Source organism: Nocardia cyriacigeorgica GUH-2 (assembly GCF_000284035.1).
In the GTDB taxonomy this organism is placed as follows: domain Bacteria; phylum Actinomycetota; class Actinomycetes; order Mycobacteriales; family Mycobacteriaceae; genus Nocardia; species Nocardia cyriacigeorgica_B.
The window spans coordinates 4,817,145-4,834,192 of the sequence record NC_016887.1 but is presented as its reverse complement, the minus strand read 5'-3'; the positions used below and the strand labels follow the sequence as shown (position 1 = coordinate 4,834,192).

Here is a 17,048-nt window from a genome sequence, read left to right as displayed (position 1 = left end):
TTCGGTTAGGCAAGAACTTGTTCTAGAAGTGTGTGCCCCTGTGGCTGGTCGCCGGGTGCGTCGGCGCGGTACGGCATTGCCTGCGGAAATCTCGGCCTTCACCGTAATCATGCTGGCTAAACAGCCGGAATCGTTGTCGGAGCGGCGGGACGCTGGTACCGTCCAGACACATGTCCAGCTATGTGTCTATACCGGACGGCCACGGCCGGAACTCCGCGGAGAACCGGTTACCGAATGCGAGGTGGGCGGTATGACGGCCGCGTCGGTGGAACCACTGAATTTCGACCCCTACGACTACGCCTTCCACGAGGATCCCTATCCCGTGTATCAGCGGCTGCGCACCGAGGCGCCGCTGTACTACAACCCCGATCTGGATTTCTGGGCGTTGTCGCGGCACGCCGATGTGTTCGCCGGCTTCCGCGACGCGACCCGGCTTTCCAGCGCGAACGGGGTCTCGCTGGATCCGGCGGCTTGGGGGCCGCATGCCCATCACGTGATGTCGTTCCTGGCCATGGACGATCCGCGGCATATGCGGATGCGGCGGCTGGTGTTCAAGGGCTTCACTCCCAAGCGAGTCGCCGAGATGACCGACCGCATCCGCGAGCTCACTCTCGAACACCTGGAACCAGGGTTCGCAGGGGAGAAGCTCGACTGGATCGAGGATTTCGCGGGCAAGCTGCCGATGGACGTCATCTCCGAAATGCTCGGCGTGCCCGCCGTCGACCGCGCGGAGATCCGCAGGCTCGCCGACCTGGTGGTGCACCGCGAAGACGGCGTACTCGATGTGCCGATGGGCGCCATCGAGGCCTCGGTCGCGCTGATCGGCTACTACACCGACATGGTCGCCCAGCGGCGCAAGCAGCCGCTCGACGATCTGACCTCCGCGCTGCTCGACGCCGAGATCGACGGCGACCGGCTGACCGATCAGGAAATCATCGGCTTCATGTTCCTGATGGTGGTAGCAGGCAACGAGACCACCACCAAACTGCTCGGCAACGCGCTGTACTGGGGCGCGCACAATCCTGGCGAGTACGCCAAGGTGGCGGCCGACCCGGGTCTGGTGACCGATTGGGTCGAGGAGACCCTGCGCTACGACACCTCCAGCCAGATCGTGGCGCGCACCGCGACCGTCGACATTCCGCAGCACGGTGGCGTCATCCCGGCGGGGTCGAAGGTGTTGCTGCTGATCGGCTCGGCCAACCGCGACGCGGAGGTTTTCGAAGACGCCGACCGCTACCGCATCGAACGCACCGACAAGGGTGCGCTGGTGAGTTTCGGTGCGGGCGTGCACTTCTGCCTCGGCGCCCATCTGGCGCGGCTGGAGGCGACCGTCGCCCTGGAGGAATTCGCCGCCCGCACCCGCGCCTACGAGGTGCACGAGGCCGAGGTGGAGCGGGTGCATTCGACCAATGTGCGCGGCTTCGCCCGGCTCCCGATCTCGGTGCGGCCCCGATGACGCCGCCCACTCGATTCCCGCAGACCCCGAGACAGGAGGTGCGCTGATGCCGCGCTTCGAACCCCACCCCGCCCGCCGCCCGGCCCTGATCGCGGGCGCGTCCTCCGGAATCGGCGCCGCCACCGCGCTCGCGCTCGCCGAACTCGGGCACCCGGTCACCCTCGGCGCCCGGCGCGTGGAGCTGTGCGAAGAGCTGGCCGGCAAGATCCGCGCCGACGGCGGCGAGGCCCTCGCGCATCGTCTCGACGTCACCGATACGGCCTCGGTGGACGCGTTCGTCGCCGCCGGTGAACAGGCGCACGGGCCGGCCGAGATCCTGGTCTCCGGCGCGGGCGATATCGAGTTCTCGCTGATCGAGGAGATGGATCCGGAGCGTTTCGCCCAGCAGGTGCAGATCCATTTGATCGGTGCTCATCGCCTGGTGCATCGCGTGCTGCCGGGCATGGTGGCGCGGCAGCGGGGCGATCTGGTGCTGATCACCTCCGACTGCGCGCCCGCGCCGCGACCGCGGACCGGTGCATACAGTGCGGCCAAGGCCGGGCTGGAGAACATGGTGACCCAGCTACGGATGGAGTTGGAGGGCAGCGGCGTTCGCGCCTCCATGGTGCGTCCGGGGCCCACGCTCACCGGCATGGGCATGAACTCCACCCCCGAGGTGGTCGGGCCCTTGCTCGAGGACTGGAAGGACTGGGGTTTCGCCCGGCACCCGTACATGTTGCGGGCCTCCGATCTGGCCGCCGCGGTGGTGGCGGTGGTGAGTACGCCGCGCGGCTCGCATCTGGTGTCGGTGGAGGTGCAGCCGGAGGCGCCGCTGAAGCCACGCCGAACCTCTGGACGCGGGCCGGAGGGGGAGTAGCGATGAGGATTCGGGTCGATCTGGATCTGTGCCAGGGCCATGCGGTCTGCCAGGACGAGGCCCCGGACATCTTCACCGTGCCCAAACGCGGGCAGGTCGTCATCGGTAACGAACACCCCGATGACGCCGCCCGCCCGGACATCGAACGGGCAGTGCGGTACTGCCCGACCCAGGCGTTGTCGATCGTCGACGACGCCGGCACCGATCCCGCGCCCAGCGGGACCGGCGAATCTCAGGAAGGTAGACGGTGATGGCAGGTTTCGATCGCGCGGAACTCGACGACATGGTGCAGCGCTGGGTGGAGGCGAACCGCAGCTGCGAGGACAAGCGCGACTGGGCGCCACTGGCCGAGATGTACACCGAGGACGCCACGTACGGCTGGAACTACGGGCCCACGCAGGAATTCATGGCCGTCGGCCGCGATGAGATCCGCGATTTGGCATTGGTGCAGGAAATGCAGGGGCTGGAGGGCTGGACCTACCCGTACCAGGAATTCGTCATCGATGAGCGGTCCGGGAATGTGATCGGCCTGTGGAAGCAGGTCGCCGACGTCACCCGCGCGGATGGCACGCACTACAGCCCGCAAGGCATCGGCGGCAGCTGGTTCCGCTACGCCGGTGACTTCCAGTGGTCCTGGCAGCGCGATTTCTTCGACTTCGGCAATGTGTCGGCGCTGTTCATGGAGATGATCCAGAACAATGCGCTGACCGAGGGTATGCAGAAGCGGATCCAGCGGTCGGTGTCGGGTGAGCCGCTGCCCGGCTGGTACCGCATCGGTGAATCCCCGGTCCCGATGTGGTGAGCTCATGTCCGAACCAGTGAGCAATTACGCGGATCTGTCGCGGGAGTCGCTGGCGACCCTGCTGCCCGAACTGCTGCTGAGCGGTCATCTCATCGACCGCTCCGGAATGGCGCACACCATCGGCGCTTTCGGCCGCGAAGGCATGACCGAGGTGGCGATCACCGAATGGCAGCTGGCCAGTCCGGTCTACACCCGCCGCATGCAGCGCGCCCTCGGCTTCACCGGCGACACGGTGGAGACCATTTTCAAAGGGCTCCAGTTCGATATCGGGGCCCCACCGCAGTTCATGGATTTCCGGTACCGGCTGCACGACGACCGGCACGGCGAATTCTGGCTGGACCACTGCGGGGCACTGGCCGATGTGGAACCGCTCGGCACCGACTTCGTCATCGCCATGTGCCACGACATCGAAGATCCCACTTTCGATGCCACCGCCCTGGCGACCAATCCGCATGCTCAGGTGCGTCCGGTGCACCGCCCGCCCCGCGAACCCGCCGACCGGAAGCCGGTGTGCGCGTGGACGGTCACCATCGATGCCGCCCATATCCCGCCGCCCGTTCCGGAAGGCGCGGAGCTGGTCGCGGGGTCGGCGGCGGCGCATACCCGGTTGACCGCCATCGATCCCGGCGAGGAGGGGCGCGGCGACTATTCGGGGCCGCTGCTCAGCGATATCCGATTCGCCGATTTCTCCCGCTCGGCCTTGATCCGGCTGGCCGACGAGGTGTGCCTGCAACATCATCTGCTCACGATCGCCTTCGGGATCGCGGTGCGCCGGCGCACGGATGAGGAATCCGCGCTCGACATCCTGCGCAAACAATTCGCCGGCATTGCCGGACTGACATCCGAAAGGCTCCGCAAGGCGCTCGGACTCGGCACCGATATTCCGGCGCTGGTCGAGGTGCTGCGTCATCATCCCGCGTTCAATCCGCTGCCCTATACCGGCATTCGGGTGGACGCCGACGAGGACACGGTGCTGCTGAGTTTCCCGAAACACAGCGACGCCGTCGCCGACGGTGCCTGGCCCGCGCTGATCGAGCCCGGCCACACCGAGGCCCTCGATGCCATGGTGCGTGGGGTGAATCCGAGCTTCCACGTGCGCGATACAGCCGAATCCGAGGACGCATGGACGGTGCGGATCGCGCTGGCGGACGAGCCGGCTCGGGAGGCGATCGAGGTGGCGATCGCCAAGGTCAGCACCGGGGCAGGTTTCGCCTTCACCGATCGCGGAATTCCGCTGCCCCTCACGGTCGTGTGAGCGATTCCAGAAAGGACACCCCATGACATCGACCTTGCCCCCGGGATTCGATTTCACCGACCCCGCCCTGTGGGCCGAACGTCGTCCCGTCGAGGAATTCGCGCTGCTGCGCCGGACCGCGCCGGTCTGGTGGAATGCCCAAACCGATGACAACTCCGGCGGTTTCCGCGACGGCGGATTCTGGGTGGTCAGCAAGCTGGCCGATATCAAGGAGATCTCCCGGCATCCCGAGTTGTACTCCTCGCAGGACAAGGGCGCGATCATCCGGCTGCCGGGCGACATCACGCCCGAACAGATGGAGGTGACCGGCGCCCTCCTGGTCAATATGGACCCGCCGAAGCACTCCAAGATCCGCCGCATCATCTCCAAGGGTTTCACCCCGCGCGCGGTGGAGGGGCTGCGGGCGGCGCTGACCGAACGCGCCGAAAAGATCGTGCACGAGGCCAAGAAAACCGGCGGCGGCGACTTCGTCGAACAGGTCGCCTGCGAGCTGCCCTTGCAGGCGATCGCCGAACTGCTGGGCGTGCCGCAGGAGGATCGGCGCAAACTGTTCGACTGGTCGAACCAGATGCTCAACTACGACGATCCCGAATACGGCGATTCGACGATGGCTTCCGCGGAGATCCTCGGCTATGCCTGGAATATGGCCGAGCAGCGGCGGGCCAGTCCGGTGGACGATATCGTCACCCAGCTGGTCAATGCCGATCTCGATGGCGAAGGGCTCGGCTCCGACGAATTCGGATTCTTCGTCATCCTGCTCGCCGTCGCCGGCAATGAAACCACCCGCAATGCGATCACCCACGGGATGAAGGCCTTCGTCGATCATCCCGAACAATGGGAGCTCTACCGCGAGCAACGGCCGCGCACCGCACCGGATGAGATCGTGCGCTGGGCCACCCCGGTGACGGCCTTCCAGCGCACCGCCACCGAAGACCTCACCCTCGGTGGCCAGCACATTGCCAAAGGTCAGCGGCTCGGCCTGTTCTACGGCTCGGCCAATTTCGACGAAGAGGGCTTCACCGACCCGTTCACCTTCGACATCCTGCGCGACCCCAATCCGCACGTCGGTTTCGGCGGCACCGGCGCGCACTACTGCGTCGGCGCCAACCTGGCCAAACTGGAAATCGACCTGATGTTCAACGCCATCGCCGACGCGATGCCCGAGATCACCCCACTGGCCGATCCGGTACGGTTGCGCTCGGGGTGGATCAACGGAATCAAGAAGTGGCAGGTGCGATACGAGTGAACGTTCGAGACATTCCGGTGCGCACGCTGTCCGGTGAGCCGTCGACGCTCGCCGGACTCGTCGGTGACCGGGTCGTGCTGCTGGTGAACGTGGCCTCCAAATGCGGCCTGACCCCGCAGTACTCGGGCCTGGTCGAACTCCAGAAGAGCTACGGCGAACGCGGTTTCAGCGTGGTCGGCGTGCCGTGCAATCAGTTCATGGGCCAGGAGCCGGGCACCGCGGAGGAGATCCAGCAGTTCTGCTCGATGACCTACGGCGTGGATTTCCCGCTGCTGGAGAAGACCGACGTCAACGGTGAGGGCAGGCATCCGCTGTACCAGGGCCTGGTCGACACCGCCGATACCGAGGGTGCGGCCGGCGATATCCAGTGGAACTTCGAGAAGTTCCTGATCGCCCGCGACGGCACGGTGGCCGGCCGGTTCCGTCCGCGCACCGCCCCGGACGATGCCGCGCTGGTGGCGGCGGTCGAAGCGCTGCTCTGACGCACGACAAATAATGGGGCCCGCTCTGCTGAGCGGGCCCCATTGTTCATTTCTGTCGTCTGCGATAGCGCACGGTGCACGGCTTCGCCAACTGCACCACCATCTTGCTGTGGTCGTTGCGGTATTGCGCCGACGGCAGCGCCATCTCGAACTCCCAGTCCCGCAGCAGAATCGAGAAGATCGCCTTCAACTGCATCAAGGCGAACGGTGCGCCGACGCACCGATGCCTGCCCGCGCCGAACGGAATCCAGGTCCACCGATTGATGATGTCTTCCTGGTTCGGGTCGATATAGCGGCCGGGGTCGAAGGTGTCCGGGTCCGGGAAATCCTCCGCGATCCGGTTCGAGATCGCCGGGCTCGCCGCGACCATATCGCCGGGCTCGATCCGGGCGCCACACACCTCGAATTCATCGCGCGCCACCCGCATCAGGATGATCAGCGGCGGATGCATCCGCAGCGTCTCCTTCAACACCGCCTCGAGCTGCGGAATCTGGCGTAGCGCACCGAAACTGATATCGGAGCCGTCGCTGTAGAGCTCATCGAGTTCGGTCACCACCTTGCGCAAATGCTCCGGGTGCCGCAGCAATTCGATGACGCTCCACGCCGCGGTTCCGGAGGTGGTGTGATGGCCGGCGAACATCATCGAGATGAAGATGCCGGTGATCTCGCTGGCGCTGAACCGCGGATTTCCGTCCTCACCCGGGACCGAGACCAGCACATCGAGCATGTCGCGATCACTGGAATCGGCGGGCGGATTCGCCGCGCGGGAGTCCATGATCTCCTGCACCAGCGCCACCAGCTCCCGGCGCGCGGCATCACGACGCCGGAAACTCTCGATCGGCGCGTACGGATCCACATAGGCCAGTGCGTCGGTCCCGCGCTCCAGATCGTGGTAGAGCTGGGCGAACCGGCCGTCGAGTTGATTGCGGAACTTCACCCCGATCAAGCAGGCCGAGGAGGTGTAGATGGTCAATTCGGCGAAGAAATCGAGCAGATCGATCTCGCCCGAATCACCCCAATTCGCCACCATCCGATCCACCTCGGCCGCGATGGTGGCCGCATGCCCGCGCATCTGATCGCCGCGCAGGGCCTGATTGTGCAGCATTTCCTTGCGGCGCTCGGGCGGGGCGTCGAATACAACGCCTTCGCCGAAGATCGGTTTCATGAACGGATAGGCCGCTCCCTGATCCAGATCCTCATCGCCCGCGCGGAAAAAGAACTCATTGGCCTCGGCCCCGGTCAGCAGGATGACCCGCTTGCCTGCGAGTTCGAAGGCGCCGACATCGCCGCATTCCTCGCGAACCCGGCGCATCAGCGCGATCGGGTCGACCCGGAACTCGTCGAGATGGCCGTGTTCGGAGTCGCCGCCGGAGACTCGTCGCGGCTGCACCAGAGTCATCGAAAACCTCCCGGTGATCACTGTCCAGACATATGATGGACACGTGTCTGGACAGTACTACGACACAACTCGGCCCGGCAAGCGATCGACAATCGCCCCTGGTCGGCAAGACGGCAGTGCCGTACCGGTTCGTCGGTAAGCGGGTGAGCGGTGGAATCGAGACAACACACCGGGACCGAACGTTTCGTGCTGTTTCGCGCGACGTGGCAGCTGATGCGATACAAAATCGCCGCGGCCGCACTGGTTTTCGCGCTCGTCGCGGTGCTGGCACTCACCTGGTCGATGTACGCAGGCGGATTCGCGGCCACCGCGACGGTGACCGTCGAGGCGCCGCGCAGCGGACTGGTGCTCGACCCGGATGCCAAGGTGCGCTTCCGCGGGGCGCAGATCGGGCGGGTGGCCGGCATCGAGCACGTGGGCGATCGGGTTCGATTGCGGCTCGAGCTGGATCCGGACCTGCTCGGGATGGTGCCAGCCGATGCGAGTGTCGATATCCGCTCGACCACGGTGTTCGGTGCGAAGTACGTCAACTTCGTCGCCGCCGCGGACTCGTCGTCGGCGCCGCTTCGGCCAGGTGCCGTGGTACGCGCCCAGGACGTGACCGTGGAATTCAACACGGTGTTCCAGCGCCTCACCGATGTGCTGGGCAAGATCGACCCCGCCAAGCTCAACGCCACCCTCACCGCCATCGGCACCGCACTGCACGGGCGCGGCGCGACCATGGGTGAGCTCCTCGCCGACGCCGATCGCTATCTGCGCGAGATCAATCCGCATCTACCTGCGCTGCGCCGGGATCTGGCGAGCGCGGCCCAGGTGACCGAGACCTACGCCGACACCGCGCCCGATCTGCTGCTCACCCTCGGCAACGCCACCGCCACCAGCGCGACCGTCACCGAACAGGCTGCTCAGATAGACAGCCTGCTACTCGACCTCATCGGCCTGGCCGACACCACCGGCGCGGTGCTCGGGCAGAACGAACAGCCGCTGGCCACCGGGCTGGAATTGCTCTTGCCCACTGCGGAATTGCTGCACGAGTACCGGCCGGTGCTCAACTGCGTGGTCGTCGGCCTGGCCCGGGCACTGCCGCTGGCCGAGGCGATCATCGGCGGGCAGAAACCCGGCGCCATGTTCAATGCGAGCTTCATGTACGGCGGGGAGGCCTACAAGATCCCGGAGGATCTGCCGAAGGTCAATGCCACCGGCGGGCCGCGCTGCGACGGTGTGCTCGACCGAGTGCCGGGCTCACACGCGCCCTATGTGGTGACCGATACCGCCGAATCCGATCCGTACGCGCCGACGACAGCTGTACGCCTGAACGGACCCTCGGTGTTCCAGGTGCTGTTCGCCGGACTGCCCGGGGTGACGCCGCGATAAGGGTGGGTGATCGTCGCCGGCCGAGAGCTCGGTGCGGGTTCAAGACTCCCGGATCACCCAATCGAACGCCCGCGCCTCCGAGCGCGCGCCCTGGGTGGCCCGCGAACGGTTGGGCTCGCCGAGCGCGCCGAGGATTTCTTCGGTGAGCCCGACCAGCTGAGCCAAGGTCGACGGTGTGAACCAGTCCGGACGGGTGGCGAAGAGCAGATCCTCGGTCGCGGTATTGCCGCTGGCCCCGGGCGCGAACGGGCAGCCGCCGAGTCCGCCGAGCGAACCGTCCACCATGGTGGCGCCGGCGTCGATCGCGGCCAGCGAGTTGGCCACGCCCATGCCCCAGGTGTCGTGACCGTGGAAGACGATGCGCCGATGCGGTGTTCGCTCGCGCACCGCGCGCACCAGGGCCGCGATCTCGGCCGGATAGGCCTGGCCGAGGGTGTCGGCGAGCACGATGTCGGCCGCGCCCTCGGTGCGCGGATCGGCCGCGATGGCCAGCACCCGCTCCGGATCGACTGGGCCGTCGAACGGGCAGGTGAACGCGGTGGCCAGGCACAACTGGATGGAACCGCCAGCCTCGGTGGCGATGCGCACGGCGTCGGGCATGGCGGCGACGCTGGCCTCGGTATCGCGGCCGATATTGGCGCGGTTGTGCGCATCCGAGACCGAGAAGCAGTACTGGAAATTGCGCACGCCCGCCGCGACGGCCTTCTCGACGTGCCGCGGCGTCGCCACCCACAGCCAGCAGCGCTCGAGTTCCTCGGGCGTCAGCGCCGCGACCAACTCCATGCTGTTGGCCATCGGCGGCACCAGATCCGGGCGCGCGAGGGACCCGATCTCCAGCGCGGGCACCCCCAGCGCGAGCAGCCGCCGGACGATGTCGACCTTGTGCTCCACCGGCAACGGCTTCCCGGTCAATTGCAGCCCGTCGCGCAGGGTGACATCGCGCAACAACGGTGCCGTGGTCACAGCCATCGTGGTGCTCGCTTGTCCTGGGCCTGCGGCGGCACACACATCACCCCGCCGCACGGCTTCTCGTTCATCCCGGCCGGATTCGGATGCACGGTCGGGCGGCGATGTTCGGGGGCGCGCAGCTCCCAGCTGCGACGCGCCGGTGGGCGGCGCGGAGTCCGGCGGCGCCTCACGAGGCCGCCTCCTGCTCCCACGCACCGGTGAGGGCGTCGACCTCGGCCTCGCTCATCCCGAGCAGGCCGGTCAGCACCTCCCTGGTGTGTTCGCCGAGATCGGGGCCCACCGAACGGATCGGTAGTGAGCGCTCGCCGATGACGGGGACGATGCCGGTGAAGCCCACCTGTTTGGGTTCGGGTTCGCCGACGTCGACGGGGAAATGCTGGATCATGTTGCGCGCCGCGTACTGCTCATCGGCGACGATATCGGCGGCGGTGTAGATCGGCCCGCACGGAATCGCGGCGTCCTCCAGGATGCGCAGCGCCTCCTCGCGGGTGTGCCGGATCGTCCATTCGCCGATGGCGGCGTCGAGGCGGTCGCGGTGGCGCCAGCGGCCGGCGTTGTCTTGGAGTTCGGGGTCGTCGGCCAGGTCGGGGCGTTCGATCACCTTCATATAGCGCTGGAAGATGGCATCGCCGTTACCGCCGATGATGATGCTGGTGCCGTCGGCGCACGGATAGGCATTGCTCGGTGCGATGCCCTCCATCCGGCCGCCCACCCGCTCGCGATTGATGCCGTAGGCCAGATAGTCCGGGACCAGCGATTCCATCACCGACAGGATCGCCTCGTTGAGCGCCACGTCGATGACCCGCTGTTCCAGCGGCACCGCCGCGTCGCTGCGCTCGCGCTGGAACAACGCCATGACGGTGCCGAACGCCGCGTAGATCCCGGCGATGGAGTCGCCGATCGACACGCCCACCCGCACCGGCGGACGGTCCGGGTCGCCGACCAGCTCACGCAAACCGCCCACCGCCTCCGCCACCGCGGCGAAACCGGGGCGGCCGGCCAGCGGACCGGTCTGGCCGTAGGCGGAGATGCGGGTGATCACCAGATCCGGATTGGCCGCCTCGAGAACGTCGGGCCCCAGCCCCCATTTCTCCAGCATGCCGGGCCGGAAATTCTCCAGCAGCACATCGCAGTGACGCACCAGGTCGAGCACGACCGCGCGGCCGGCCTCGGTGCGCAGATCCAGGGTGATGGACTTCTTGTTGCGGTTGACGGTGCGATAGAGCATGGAGGTGTCGCCGCCGTATAGGCGCCAATTGCGCAGTTCGTCCCCGGTCCCGGGGCGTTCCACCTTGATCACCTCGGCGCCGAAATCGCCGAGGATACGTCCGGCGGTCGGTGCGGCCACATAATTGCCGAGTTCCAGGACGCGCACACCGTCCAGGGGCCTGATGCTCATGGCCAACAGTGTGAACCATGGGCGTGTCCGCCCGGCGTCCGCCTCCGCCGGGCGAGTCGCACGGTGGCTCAGGCAGCGAGGGTGCGCGGCACGTCGATGATCGAATAGTGCTCGGCGTCACCGGTGCGCACGGTGCTGAGCGCGCCGTCGACGCCGACCGGGATATCGCCGGCCAGGGTGATCCGGGTGAGCCGGCGCGGCTGATCGTCGTAGTCGTCGACGGCGTAGTGCTGGGTGGCGCGGTTGTCCCAGATCGCGACGTCGCCGTCGGACCAGTTCCAGCGCACGGTGTGCTCGAGCTTGGTCACCCGGTCCTGGAACAGCCGGAACAGCGCCTGCGATTCGGCCGCCGAGAGGCCGACGAAATTCTTGACGAAATGGCCGAGCAGCAGGGCCCGCTCGCCGGTCTCCGGATGCACCCGCACCACCGGATGTTCGGTCTCGTACAGCGTCGACTCGAACTCGGCCCGGTATTCGCGCTGGTGAGCGGTGGGTTCGGTGCCGGTGCGGGTGGCGTAGTCGTAGGCGTTGGTGTGTACCGCGCGCAGGTTCTCCGCCAGCAGCTTGAGCTGATCGGGCAGCGAATCGTAGGCGGCGACGGTCGAGGCCCAGGTGGTGGAACCGCCGTAGCTGGGCAGCCGGACCGCGCGCAGGATCGACGCCTTCGGGATCCGGTCGACGAAGGTGACGTCGGTATGCCAGCTGTTGGCGCGGCCGCGCTCGGAATCGATGGCCAGGGTCTTCACCCCCTGCGAGGTGACGGTCGGATGCGGGGTGGTCGGGCTGCCGAGCAGTTGGGCGAACCCGTACTGGCCGTCCTCGTCGAGGTGCTGCTGGCCGCGGAAGAAGATCACCTTGTGCTCGAGCAGCGCGCGGTGGATGGTGGCGACGGTCCCGGCGTCCAGATCGGCGCCCAGCCGGGCACCGTCGATCCGGGCGCCGATGCGGGAACCGAGCTTGACCACCGAGACGGCGGTGGCGGGAGTGGCGTTGTCGACGGTCATGAGGCACCTTCGCGGGAGAGCGGATGTTGATACCCGCGAGCACACCACCGCCCCGCCCGCGCCGACAGGTTTACGGTCGCGGTGATCGCAACACCGCTGCCTCAGCCGACGTGTTCGCGCAGGTACGCCATATCGTCGGCGACGCCCTCGGCCGGGGTCTCCAGGATCACCGGCGCGCCGGCGGTGCGGCAGACCTCGGCCAGCAGCTGCGGATCGATGGTGCCGTCGGCGAAGTTGGCGTGCCGGTCGGCGCCGGAATTGAATTCGTCGCGCGAGGAATTCAGGTGCACCAGATCGATGCGCCCGGTGATCGCGCGGATCCGCTCGACCACGCCGACCAGGTCCTCGCCACCGGCCCAGGCATGACAGGTGTCGAGGCAGAAGCCCGCACCGAACTCGCCGACCGCATCCCAGAGCCGGGCGATGGAATCGAAATGCCGTGCCATGGCGTGGTTTCCGCCCGCGGTGTTCTCGATCAGGATCGGGACCGCGAACCCGCCCTTGTCCTGCTGGCGTTCGAACAGCTTGCGCCAGTTGACGATTCCCGCCTCGATCTCCTCGTCGGAGCGGACGTGCCCGCCGTGCACCACCAGCCCGAACGCGCCGATATCGGCGGCCGCCTGCGCCTGCTGGGCGACCGCGTTGCGGGAGGGCATGCGCAGCCGATTGTTCAGGCTCGCCACGTTGATCTGGTAGGACGAGTGCACGACCACATCGATGGGGCTGGCCAGAATCTGCTCGGCCCGTGGGTGCGGCTGTGGTTTATCCCAGCTCTGCGGGTCGACGACGAACAACTGGATGAGATCGGCGCCGAGTTTCTCACCCCAGCCGATCGGATCGCTGTCGAGCCGGACATGTGCTCCAATGCGCATGCAGTCACCATATCGACCGCCACCGACAGCTTCGGCCGTGTTGCGTCCTGGCGGGTCGAGGAGATACATCCGTAGGATTGAATTCGACCCGGAGAGGGGGGTGTGTACGGTGCTGGCGCCTGGCGACGAGTTCGTGGGGTACACCATCCGCAGGGTGCTCGGCCGGGGCGGTATGGGCACCGTCTATCTGGCCAAGCATCCCCGCCTGCCACGGCTCACCGCGTTGAAGCTGCTCAATCGGGAGCTCTACACCGACAACGAGATCCGGCGCCGCTTCGAACGCGAGGCCGATCTGGCCGCGCAACTGGATCACCCCAATATCGTCACCGTCTACGACCGCGGCGCCGAAGACCGGCAGCTGTGGATCTCCATGCAGTTCGTGCCCGGCGCCGACGCCTCCATCGCCGACGTGAATGTGCTCGCGCCCGGGCGCGCGGTGCAGATCATTGCCGAGACCGCGGCCGCGCTGGATTTCGCGCACGCCAACCGGGTGCTGCACCGCGATGTGAAACCGGCCAACATCCTGCTCGCCAAGGCGCCGATCGGGCAGCCGGAGCGGGTGCTGCTCACCGATTTCGGTATCGCAGGCATGCGCGACAGCGACACCACCCTGAGCTCGGCCGACACCATCACCGCCACCCTCGCCTTCGCCGCCCCCGAACAACTCACCGGCGCGAAACTCGACCACCGCGGCGACCAGTACTCGTTGGCCTGCACCCTCTACTGGCTGCTCACCGGCGATTCGCCGTACGCGGCGGCCAGCCCGGCCGCGGTGATCAACGGCCACCTCACCGCACCGGTGCCGCGGTTGAGCCGGGTCCGCCCCGGACTGCCACCGGCGCTCGACGAGGTGCTGGCCCGCGCGCTGGCCAAGGACCGCAACGATCGGTTCGACAGCTGCACCGAATTCGCCGCCGCCGCGCGCCGGGCGCTGGGCAGTGCCGGGGCGCCGCCGCCGTACACCGGATGGCTGCCCGCGCACGGAGCGCATCTGGCCCCGCACGGTCACGCCGGGGCGCACGGCCATTCGGCGGCACCGAGCCGCAACCATGGTCACCCCGGAATGCCGGCCCACCCGCCGCCACACCATGCGCCACCCTCGCGTGGTGTCGCCCTGCACCGCTACCCGCAAGGCCGGGTGCCCAGTCCGCACTACCCGGGACCGCCGCCACATCCGGCGCCGCTCCACCCCTCGACACCGCCACCGCCCGGCCCGCCGCCGAGTTCACCGACCGGCCACCCGGTGGCGCCGCCCGGGCCGCCGCTGAGCTCACCGACCGGCAGGCCCATCGCGCCGCGCGCCCGTGGTCCCGAGTCCCGGCCGGACCACCGATTCCCGCCCGGACCGGCGCACCAGCACGGTCCGATGCCGCCGAACGGCCCGTACGGCGGTCCCGGTGCGGGACCGGCACCGCGCGGCGGGCAGCAGCGGCCGGGCGATGCGCCACCGCCGGGAACGCGGCCGATCCCGCCATCAGTTCCGCAGAGCGGGCCGCCGCCGCAGTCGCCACGCCGCCCACCCACCCCGGCGGTGATCGACCTGCCGGGCGCCCCGCGCCGGGTCGGCCGGGCGCCGTTCGGTGGTTCGCTCGCCCAGCCGCGGCAGCCTCCGCCGGAACCGGAGCCGCCGGCCTGACCCGGACCACGAGCGACCGTAAGCCTGCCGACCGAGGCCGCTGACGGCCCGGTCCGGGAGGGGCGTGCGCGAACGCGGCCGAGCGAGATCGACGTCGCTGACCGCATGTTCCGCGGGAGACAGGCGTGCGCGACCGCAGAGACGGTAAGTGGCGTCATCGCTGACGTCCTGATCGGCGGTCCGCATCGCGCCCGGGCCGATCGCGCTGGTGAGAGCTGCCGCCAAGCCATGCCCCGCTCCGATGACCAGCGGTCGAGTACCCGACGGCTGCTATGGTTTCCGTGCTTTGCGTGGTCGGGCCGGACAGGTTCGACCATGTGTTCTTTTTGCCTGTACGCCTGTTCATCGGTGGGTCCCGGTGGGCGGCGGGAAGTGGAGCAGAAATGCTGGCCAACGGCGACGTTTTCGCCGGCTATGTCATCGACCGGGAACTGGGTCGCGGTGGCATGGGCTCGGTGTACCTCGCGAAGCATCCGCGACTGCCGCGGATGACGGCGTTGAAGCTGCTGAACCGCGAGATGTTCTTCGACAAGGAGGTGCGGGCGCGGTTCGAACGGGAGGCGGATCTGGTCGCCCGGCTCGACCACCCCGGCATCGTCACCGTCTACGACCGCGGGCTCGAAGACGAGCAGCTGTGGATCTCGATGCACTACATCGACGGCATCGACGCCGCGTCGGTGGATCCGCGCAGGCTGCCGCCCGAACGCGCGGTGCAGATCATCAAGGAGACCGCCGACGCGCTGGATTACGCGCACGGCATGGGTGTGCTGCACCGCGACGTCAAACCGGCCAATATCCTGCTGGCCCGATCCACCGGTGGCCGCGGCGAGCGCGTCTATCTCACCGATTTCGGCATCGCCCGCCTGCGTGATGACACCGGACACCTCACCCAGACCGGCACTTTCACCGCCACCCTGGCCTACGCCTCGCCCGAGCAGCTCACCGGCGCGAGCCTGGATCACCGCTCCGATCAGTACTCGCTGGCCTGCACGCTGTTCTGGCTGTTCACCGGGCACGGCCCGTTCCAGGCCACCAACCCGGCCGCCGTCATCCAGGGCCATCTCCAGTCGCCGCCGCCCGCGCTGAGCTCGGTGCGGCCCGGCCTGCCGCAGGCGCTCGACGGCGTGCTGGCCAAGGCCATGGCCAAGCGGCCCGACGACCGTTTCGCCTCCTGCTCGGAATTCGCCGCCGCCGCCCAGCAAGCGCTGAACATGCCGAGCGCACCGGCCATGCCGATCGCCGGACCGACCGCGCAGGGCATGCCGCTGCAGGGCGGCCCGCGCACCGCGATGGGGCCGACGCCGACCGCTCAGGCGCCCTACCCGACGGCGAACGCCCAGTTCACCAGCGGCGCCACCGCCCAGCCGCACGGCAGCGGCACCCATCAGCAGCCCTTCGCCAGCGCCGCGCACCAGCAGCCGCACGGCAGTGGCACGCACCAGCAGCCGTTCCCCAGCGGCACCCATCAGCAGCCGTTCGCGGCCAATGCCCAGCAACAGCCGCACGGCACCGGGCAGCCGCAGCCGTTCGCGAGCAGTCCCGGCGTGCCCGCGCCGCCGCCGATGGCGAATCAGAACTCCTTCCAGCAGCGGCCCGGGTTCAACCAGTCCCCGCCGCCCATGTCGCCGGTGTACACCGGACAGCAGGCGCCGAAGAAGAACACCGGACTGATCGTCGGCATCGCCGTCGGTTTGGTGCTGCTGCTGGTGGTGATCATCGGCATCATCGCCGCCGTCGCGAGCAGCGATTCGAGTTCGGCGAGCGGATCGACCTCCACCACCACGACGACCTCGACCAGCGTCGCCCCGGTGCCCGCGACCGCGGATTCGATCAGCGAGGAATTCCCGTCCATGGTGCCGGCGTCCTCCAGCGCCGAAGTCGGCTACCACAACGCCAAATGCTGGGAAACCGAACCGCAGTACGCGCCCGACCCCGAGACCGGAGAACCCGATTTCGGCAATTACGGCTGGCAGTGGCGCTGCTACGGCGGGTCCGACAACGACGACCCGTTCTACCGCTTCTACGTCTACGACAGTCCCGCCGACGTGCAGGCGGTGATCGACGGACTCCCGGCCAGCGCCACCAAATCCTCCGACACCCACGGCGGCCACACCTACACCAACTACAAGATCGACTCCGACGGGCCGAAGATGGTCACCGTCTTCACCGGTCAGCCCGAGCGCGCCCAGTTCCTGATGTACACCGACGGCATCGTCGGCACCATCGACCAGGTGCTGACGTGGTGGAAGTCGGCCCCGCTGAACTAGCCGCAGGCGAGCGATTCCCCGGGTCATCCCC

General features: G+C 68.0%; 16 protein-coding genes. 10 read left to right on the top strand and 6 right to left on the bottom strand.

Annotated elements, in window-relative coordinates; genetic code table 11:
• Positions 1–250 precede the first annotated feature (250 nt).
• Genes NOCYR_RS21915 through NOCYR_RS21885 form a run of 7 tightly spaced genes read left to right on the top strand, consistent with a single transcriptional unit; the run spans position 251 to position 6,097 of the window.
• Complete coding sequence (locus tag NOCYR_RS21915) at positions 251–1,456, top strand: cytochrome P450 (protein ID WP_014352596.1); 1,206 nt, start codon at positions 251–253, stop codon at positions 1,454–1,456.
• A gap of 46 nt (positions 1,457–1,502) precedes the next feature.
• On the top strand, positions 1,503–2,312 hold the full coding sequence (locus NOCYR_RS21910; protein ID WP_014352595.1) for an SDR family oxidoreductase: 810 nt from the start codon (positions 1,503–1,505) through the stop codon (positions 2,310–2,312).
• A gap of 2 nt (positions 2,313–2,314) precedes the next feature.
• A complete protein-coding gene (locus NOCYR_RS21905) occupies positions 2,315–2,563 on the top strand; it encodes a ferredoxin (RefSeq protein WP_014352594.1) in 249 nt (82 codons plus the stop codon).
• The gene (locus NOCYR_RS21900) at positions 2,563–3,114 is read left to right on the top strand and encodes a hypothetical protein (RefSeq protein ID WP_014352593.1); all 552 of its coding nucleotides are present in this window, start codon (positions 2,563–2,565) and stop codon (positions 3,112–3,114) included. Before NOCYR_RS21905 ends, NOCYR_RS21900 begins: the two co-directional genes overlap by 1 nt.
• 4 nt (positions 3,115–3,118) lie before the next feature.
• Entirely contained in the window at positions 3,119–4,369 is a 1,251-nt protein-coding gene (locus NOCYR_RS21895) for a hypothetical protein (RefSeq protein WP_048833603.1), read from the top strand.
• Between the two features lie 22 nt (positions 4,370–4,391).
• Positions 4,392–5,615 carry a cytochrome P450 gene (locus NOCYR_RS21890; protein ID WP_014352591.1) on the top strand — a complete coding sequence of 408 codons (1,224 nt, stop codon included), beginning with the start codon at positions 4,392–4,394 and terminating at the stop codon, positions 5,613–5,615.
• Positions 5,612–6,097 carry a glutathione peroxidase gene (locus NOCYR_RS21885; RefSeq protein WP_048833602.1) on the top strand — a complete coding sequence of 162 codons (486 nt, stop codon included), beginning with the start codon at positions 5,612–5,614 and terminating at the stop codon, positions 6,095–6,097. The genes NOCYR_RS21890 and NOCYR_RS21885 overlap by 4 nt, the downstream gene beginning before the upstream one ends.
• A 46-nt stretch (positions 6,098–6,143) precedes the next feature.
• Here NOCYR_RS21885 and NOCYR_RS21880 read toward each other — a convergent pair whose 3' ends face one another.
• Positions 6,144–7,496: a cytochrome P450 gene (locus NOCYR_RS21880; protein WP_014352589.1), complete on the bottom strand. Its 1,353-nt coding sequence runs from the start codon at positions 7,494–7,496 to the stop codon at positions 6,144–6,146.
• Between the two features lie 213 nt (positions 7,497–7,709).
• On the opposite strand from NOCYR_RS21880, the gene NOCYR_RS21875 reads away from it, so the two are divergent.
• Positions 7,710–8,870 carry an MCE family protein gene (locus NOCYR_RS21875; RefSeq protein WP_014352588.1) on the top strand — a complete coding sequence of 387 codons (1,161 nt, stop codon included), beginning with the start codon at positions 7,710–7,712 and terminating at the stop codon, positions 8,868–8,870.
• Between the two features lie 39 nt (positions 8,871–8,909).
• Here NOCYR_RS21875 and NOCYR_RS21870 read toward each other — a convergent pair whose 3' ends face one another.
• The 5 genes from NOCYR_RS21870 to NOCYR_RS21855 form a co-directional block, all read right to left on the bottom strand.
• Positions 8,910–9,839, bottom strand: a complete 930-nt coding sequence (locus NOCYR_RS21870; protein WP_014352587.1) for a hydroxymethylglutaryl-CoA lyase — start codon at positions 9,837–9,839, stop codon at positions 8,910–8,912.
• Positions 9,830–10,009 carry a hypothetical protein gene (locus NOCYR_RS29415; RefSeq protein ID WP_148280718.1) on the bottom strand — a complete coding sequence of 60 codons (180 nt, stop codon included), beginning with the start codon at positions 10,007–10,009 and terminating at the stop codon, positions 9,830–9,832. Before NOCYR_RS29415 ends, NOCYR_RS21870 begins: the two co-directional genes overlap by 10 nt.
• Positions 10,006–11,238: a CaiB/BaiF CoA transferase family protein gene (locus tag NOCYR_RS21865; RefSeq protein ID WP_014352586.1), complete on the bottom strand. Its 1,233-nt coding sequence runs from the start codon at positions 11,236–11,238 to the stop codon at positions 10,006–10,008. The genes NOCYR_RS29415 and NOCYR_RS21865 overlap by 4 nt, the downstream gene beginning before the upstream one ends.
• A gap of 68 nt (positions 11,239–11,306) precedes the next feature.
• Positions 11,307–12,242, bottom strand: a complete 936-nt coding sequence (locus NOCYR_RS21860) for a TauD/TfdA dioxygenase family protein (protein ID WP_014352585.1) — start codon at positions 12,240–12,242, stop codon at positions 11,307–11,309.
• A gap of 101 nt (positions 12,243–12,343) precedes the next feature.
• A complete protein-coding gene (locus tag NOCYR_RS21855; RefSeq protein WP_014352584.1) occupies positions 12,344–13,114 on the bottom strand; it encodes a deoxyribonuclease IV in 771 nt (256 codons plus the stop codon).
• Between the two features lie 109 nt (positions 13,115–13,223).
• On the opposite strand from NOCYR_RS21855, the gene NOCYR_RS30065 reads away from it, so the two are divergent.
• Together NOCYR_RS30065 and NOCYR_RS21845 are read left to right on the top strand one after the other, a co-directional pair.
• Positions 13,224–14,750 carry a serine/threonine-protein kinase gene (locus NOCYR_RS30065; protein ID WP_014352583.1) on the top strand — a complete coding sequence of 509 codons (1,527 nt, stop codon included), beginning with the start codon at positions 13,224–13,226 and terminating at the stop codon, positions 14,748–14,750.
• Between the two features lie 383 nt (positions 14,751–15,133).
• Positions 15,134–17,017: a serine/threonine-protein kinase gene (locus tag NOCYR_RS21845; protein ID WP_014352582.1), complete on the top strand. Its 1,884-nt coding sequence runs from the start codon at positions 15,134–15,136 to the stop codon at positions 17,015–17,017.
• The last annotated feature ends 31 nt before the right edge of the window (positions 17,018–17,048 follow it).

Excerpts from the sequence above, each read along its gene's own strand:
- NOCYR_RS21915 (WP_014352596.1), top strand. The coding sequence starts at position 251 with ATGACGGCCGCGTCGGTGGAACCACTGAATTTCGACCCCTACGACTAC.
- NOCYR_RS21910 (WP_014352595.1), top strand. The coding sequence starts at position 1,503 with ATGCCGCGCTTCGAACCCCACCCCGCCCGCCGCCCGGCCCTGATCGCG.
- NOCYR_RS21905 (WP_014352594.1), top strand. The coding sequence starts at position 2,315 with ATGAGGATTCGGGTCGATCTGGATCTGTGCCAGGGCCATGCGGTCTGC.
- NOCYR_RS21900 (WP_014352593.1), top strand. The coding sequence starts at position 2,563 with ATGGCAGGTTTCGATCGCGCGGAACTCGACGACATGGTGCAGCGCTGG.
- NOCYR_RS21895 (WP_048833603.1), top strand. The coding sequence starts at position 3,119 with ATGTCCGAACCAGTGAGCAATTACGCGGATCTGTCGCGGGAGTCGCTG.
- NOCYR_RS21890 (WP_014352591.1), top strand. The coding sequence starts at position 4,392 with ATGACATCGACCTTGCCCCCGGGATTCGATTTCACCGACCCCGCCCTG.
- NOCYR_RS21880 (WP_014352589.1), bottom strand. The coding sequence starts at position 7,496 with ATGACTCTGGTGCAGCCGCGACGAGTCTCCGGCGGCGACTCCGAACAC.
- NOCYR_RS21875 (WP_014352588.1), top strand. The coding sequence starts at position 7,710 with ATGCGATACAAAATCGCCGCGGCCGCACTGGTTTTCGCGCTCGTCGCG.
- NOCYR_RS21870 (WP_014352587.1), bottom strand. The coding sequence starts at position 9,839 with ATGGCTGTGACCACGGCACCGTTGTTGCGCGATGTCACCCTGCGCGAC.
- NOCYR_RS21865 (WP_014352586.1), bottom strand. The coding sequence starts at position 11,238 with ATGAGCATCAGGCCCCTGGACGGTGTGCGCGTCCTGGAACTCGGCAAT.
- NOCYR_RS21860 (WP_014352585.1), bottom strand. The coding sequence starts at position 12,242 with ATGACCGTCGACAACGCCACTCCCGCCACCGCCGTCTCGGTGGTCAAG.
- NOCYR_RS21855 (WP_014352584.1), bottom strand. The coding sequence starts at position 13,114 with ATGCGCATTGGAGCACATGTCCGGCTCGACAGCGATCCGATCGGCTGG.
- NOCYR_RS21845 (WP_014352582.1), top strand. The coding sequence starts at position 15,134 with ATGCTGGCCAACGGCGACGTTTTCGCCGGCTATGTCATCGACCGGGAA.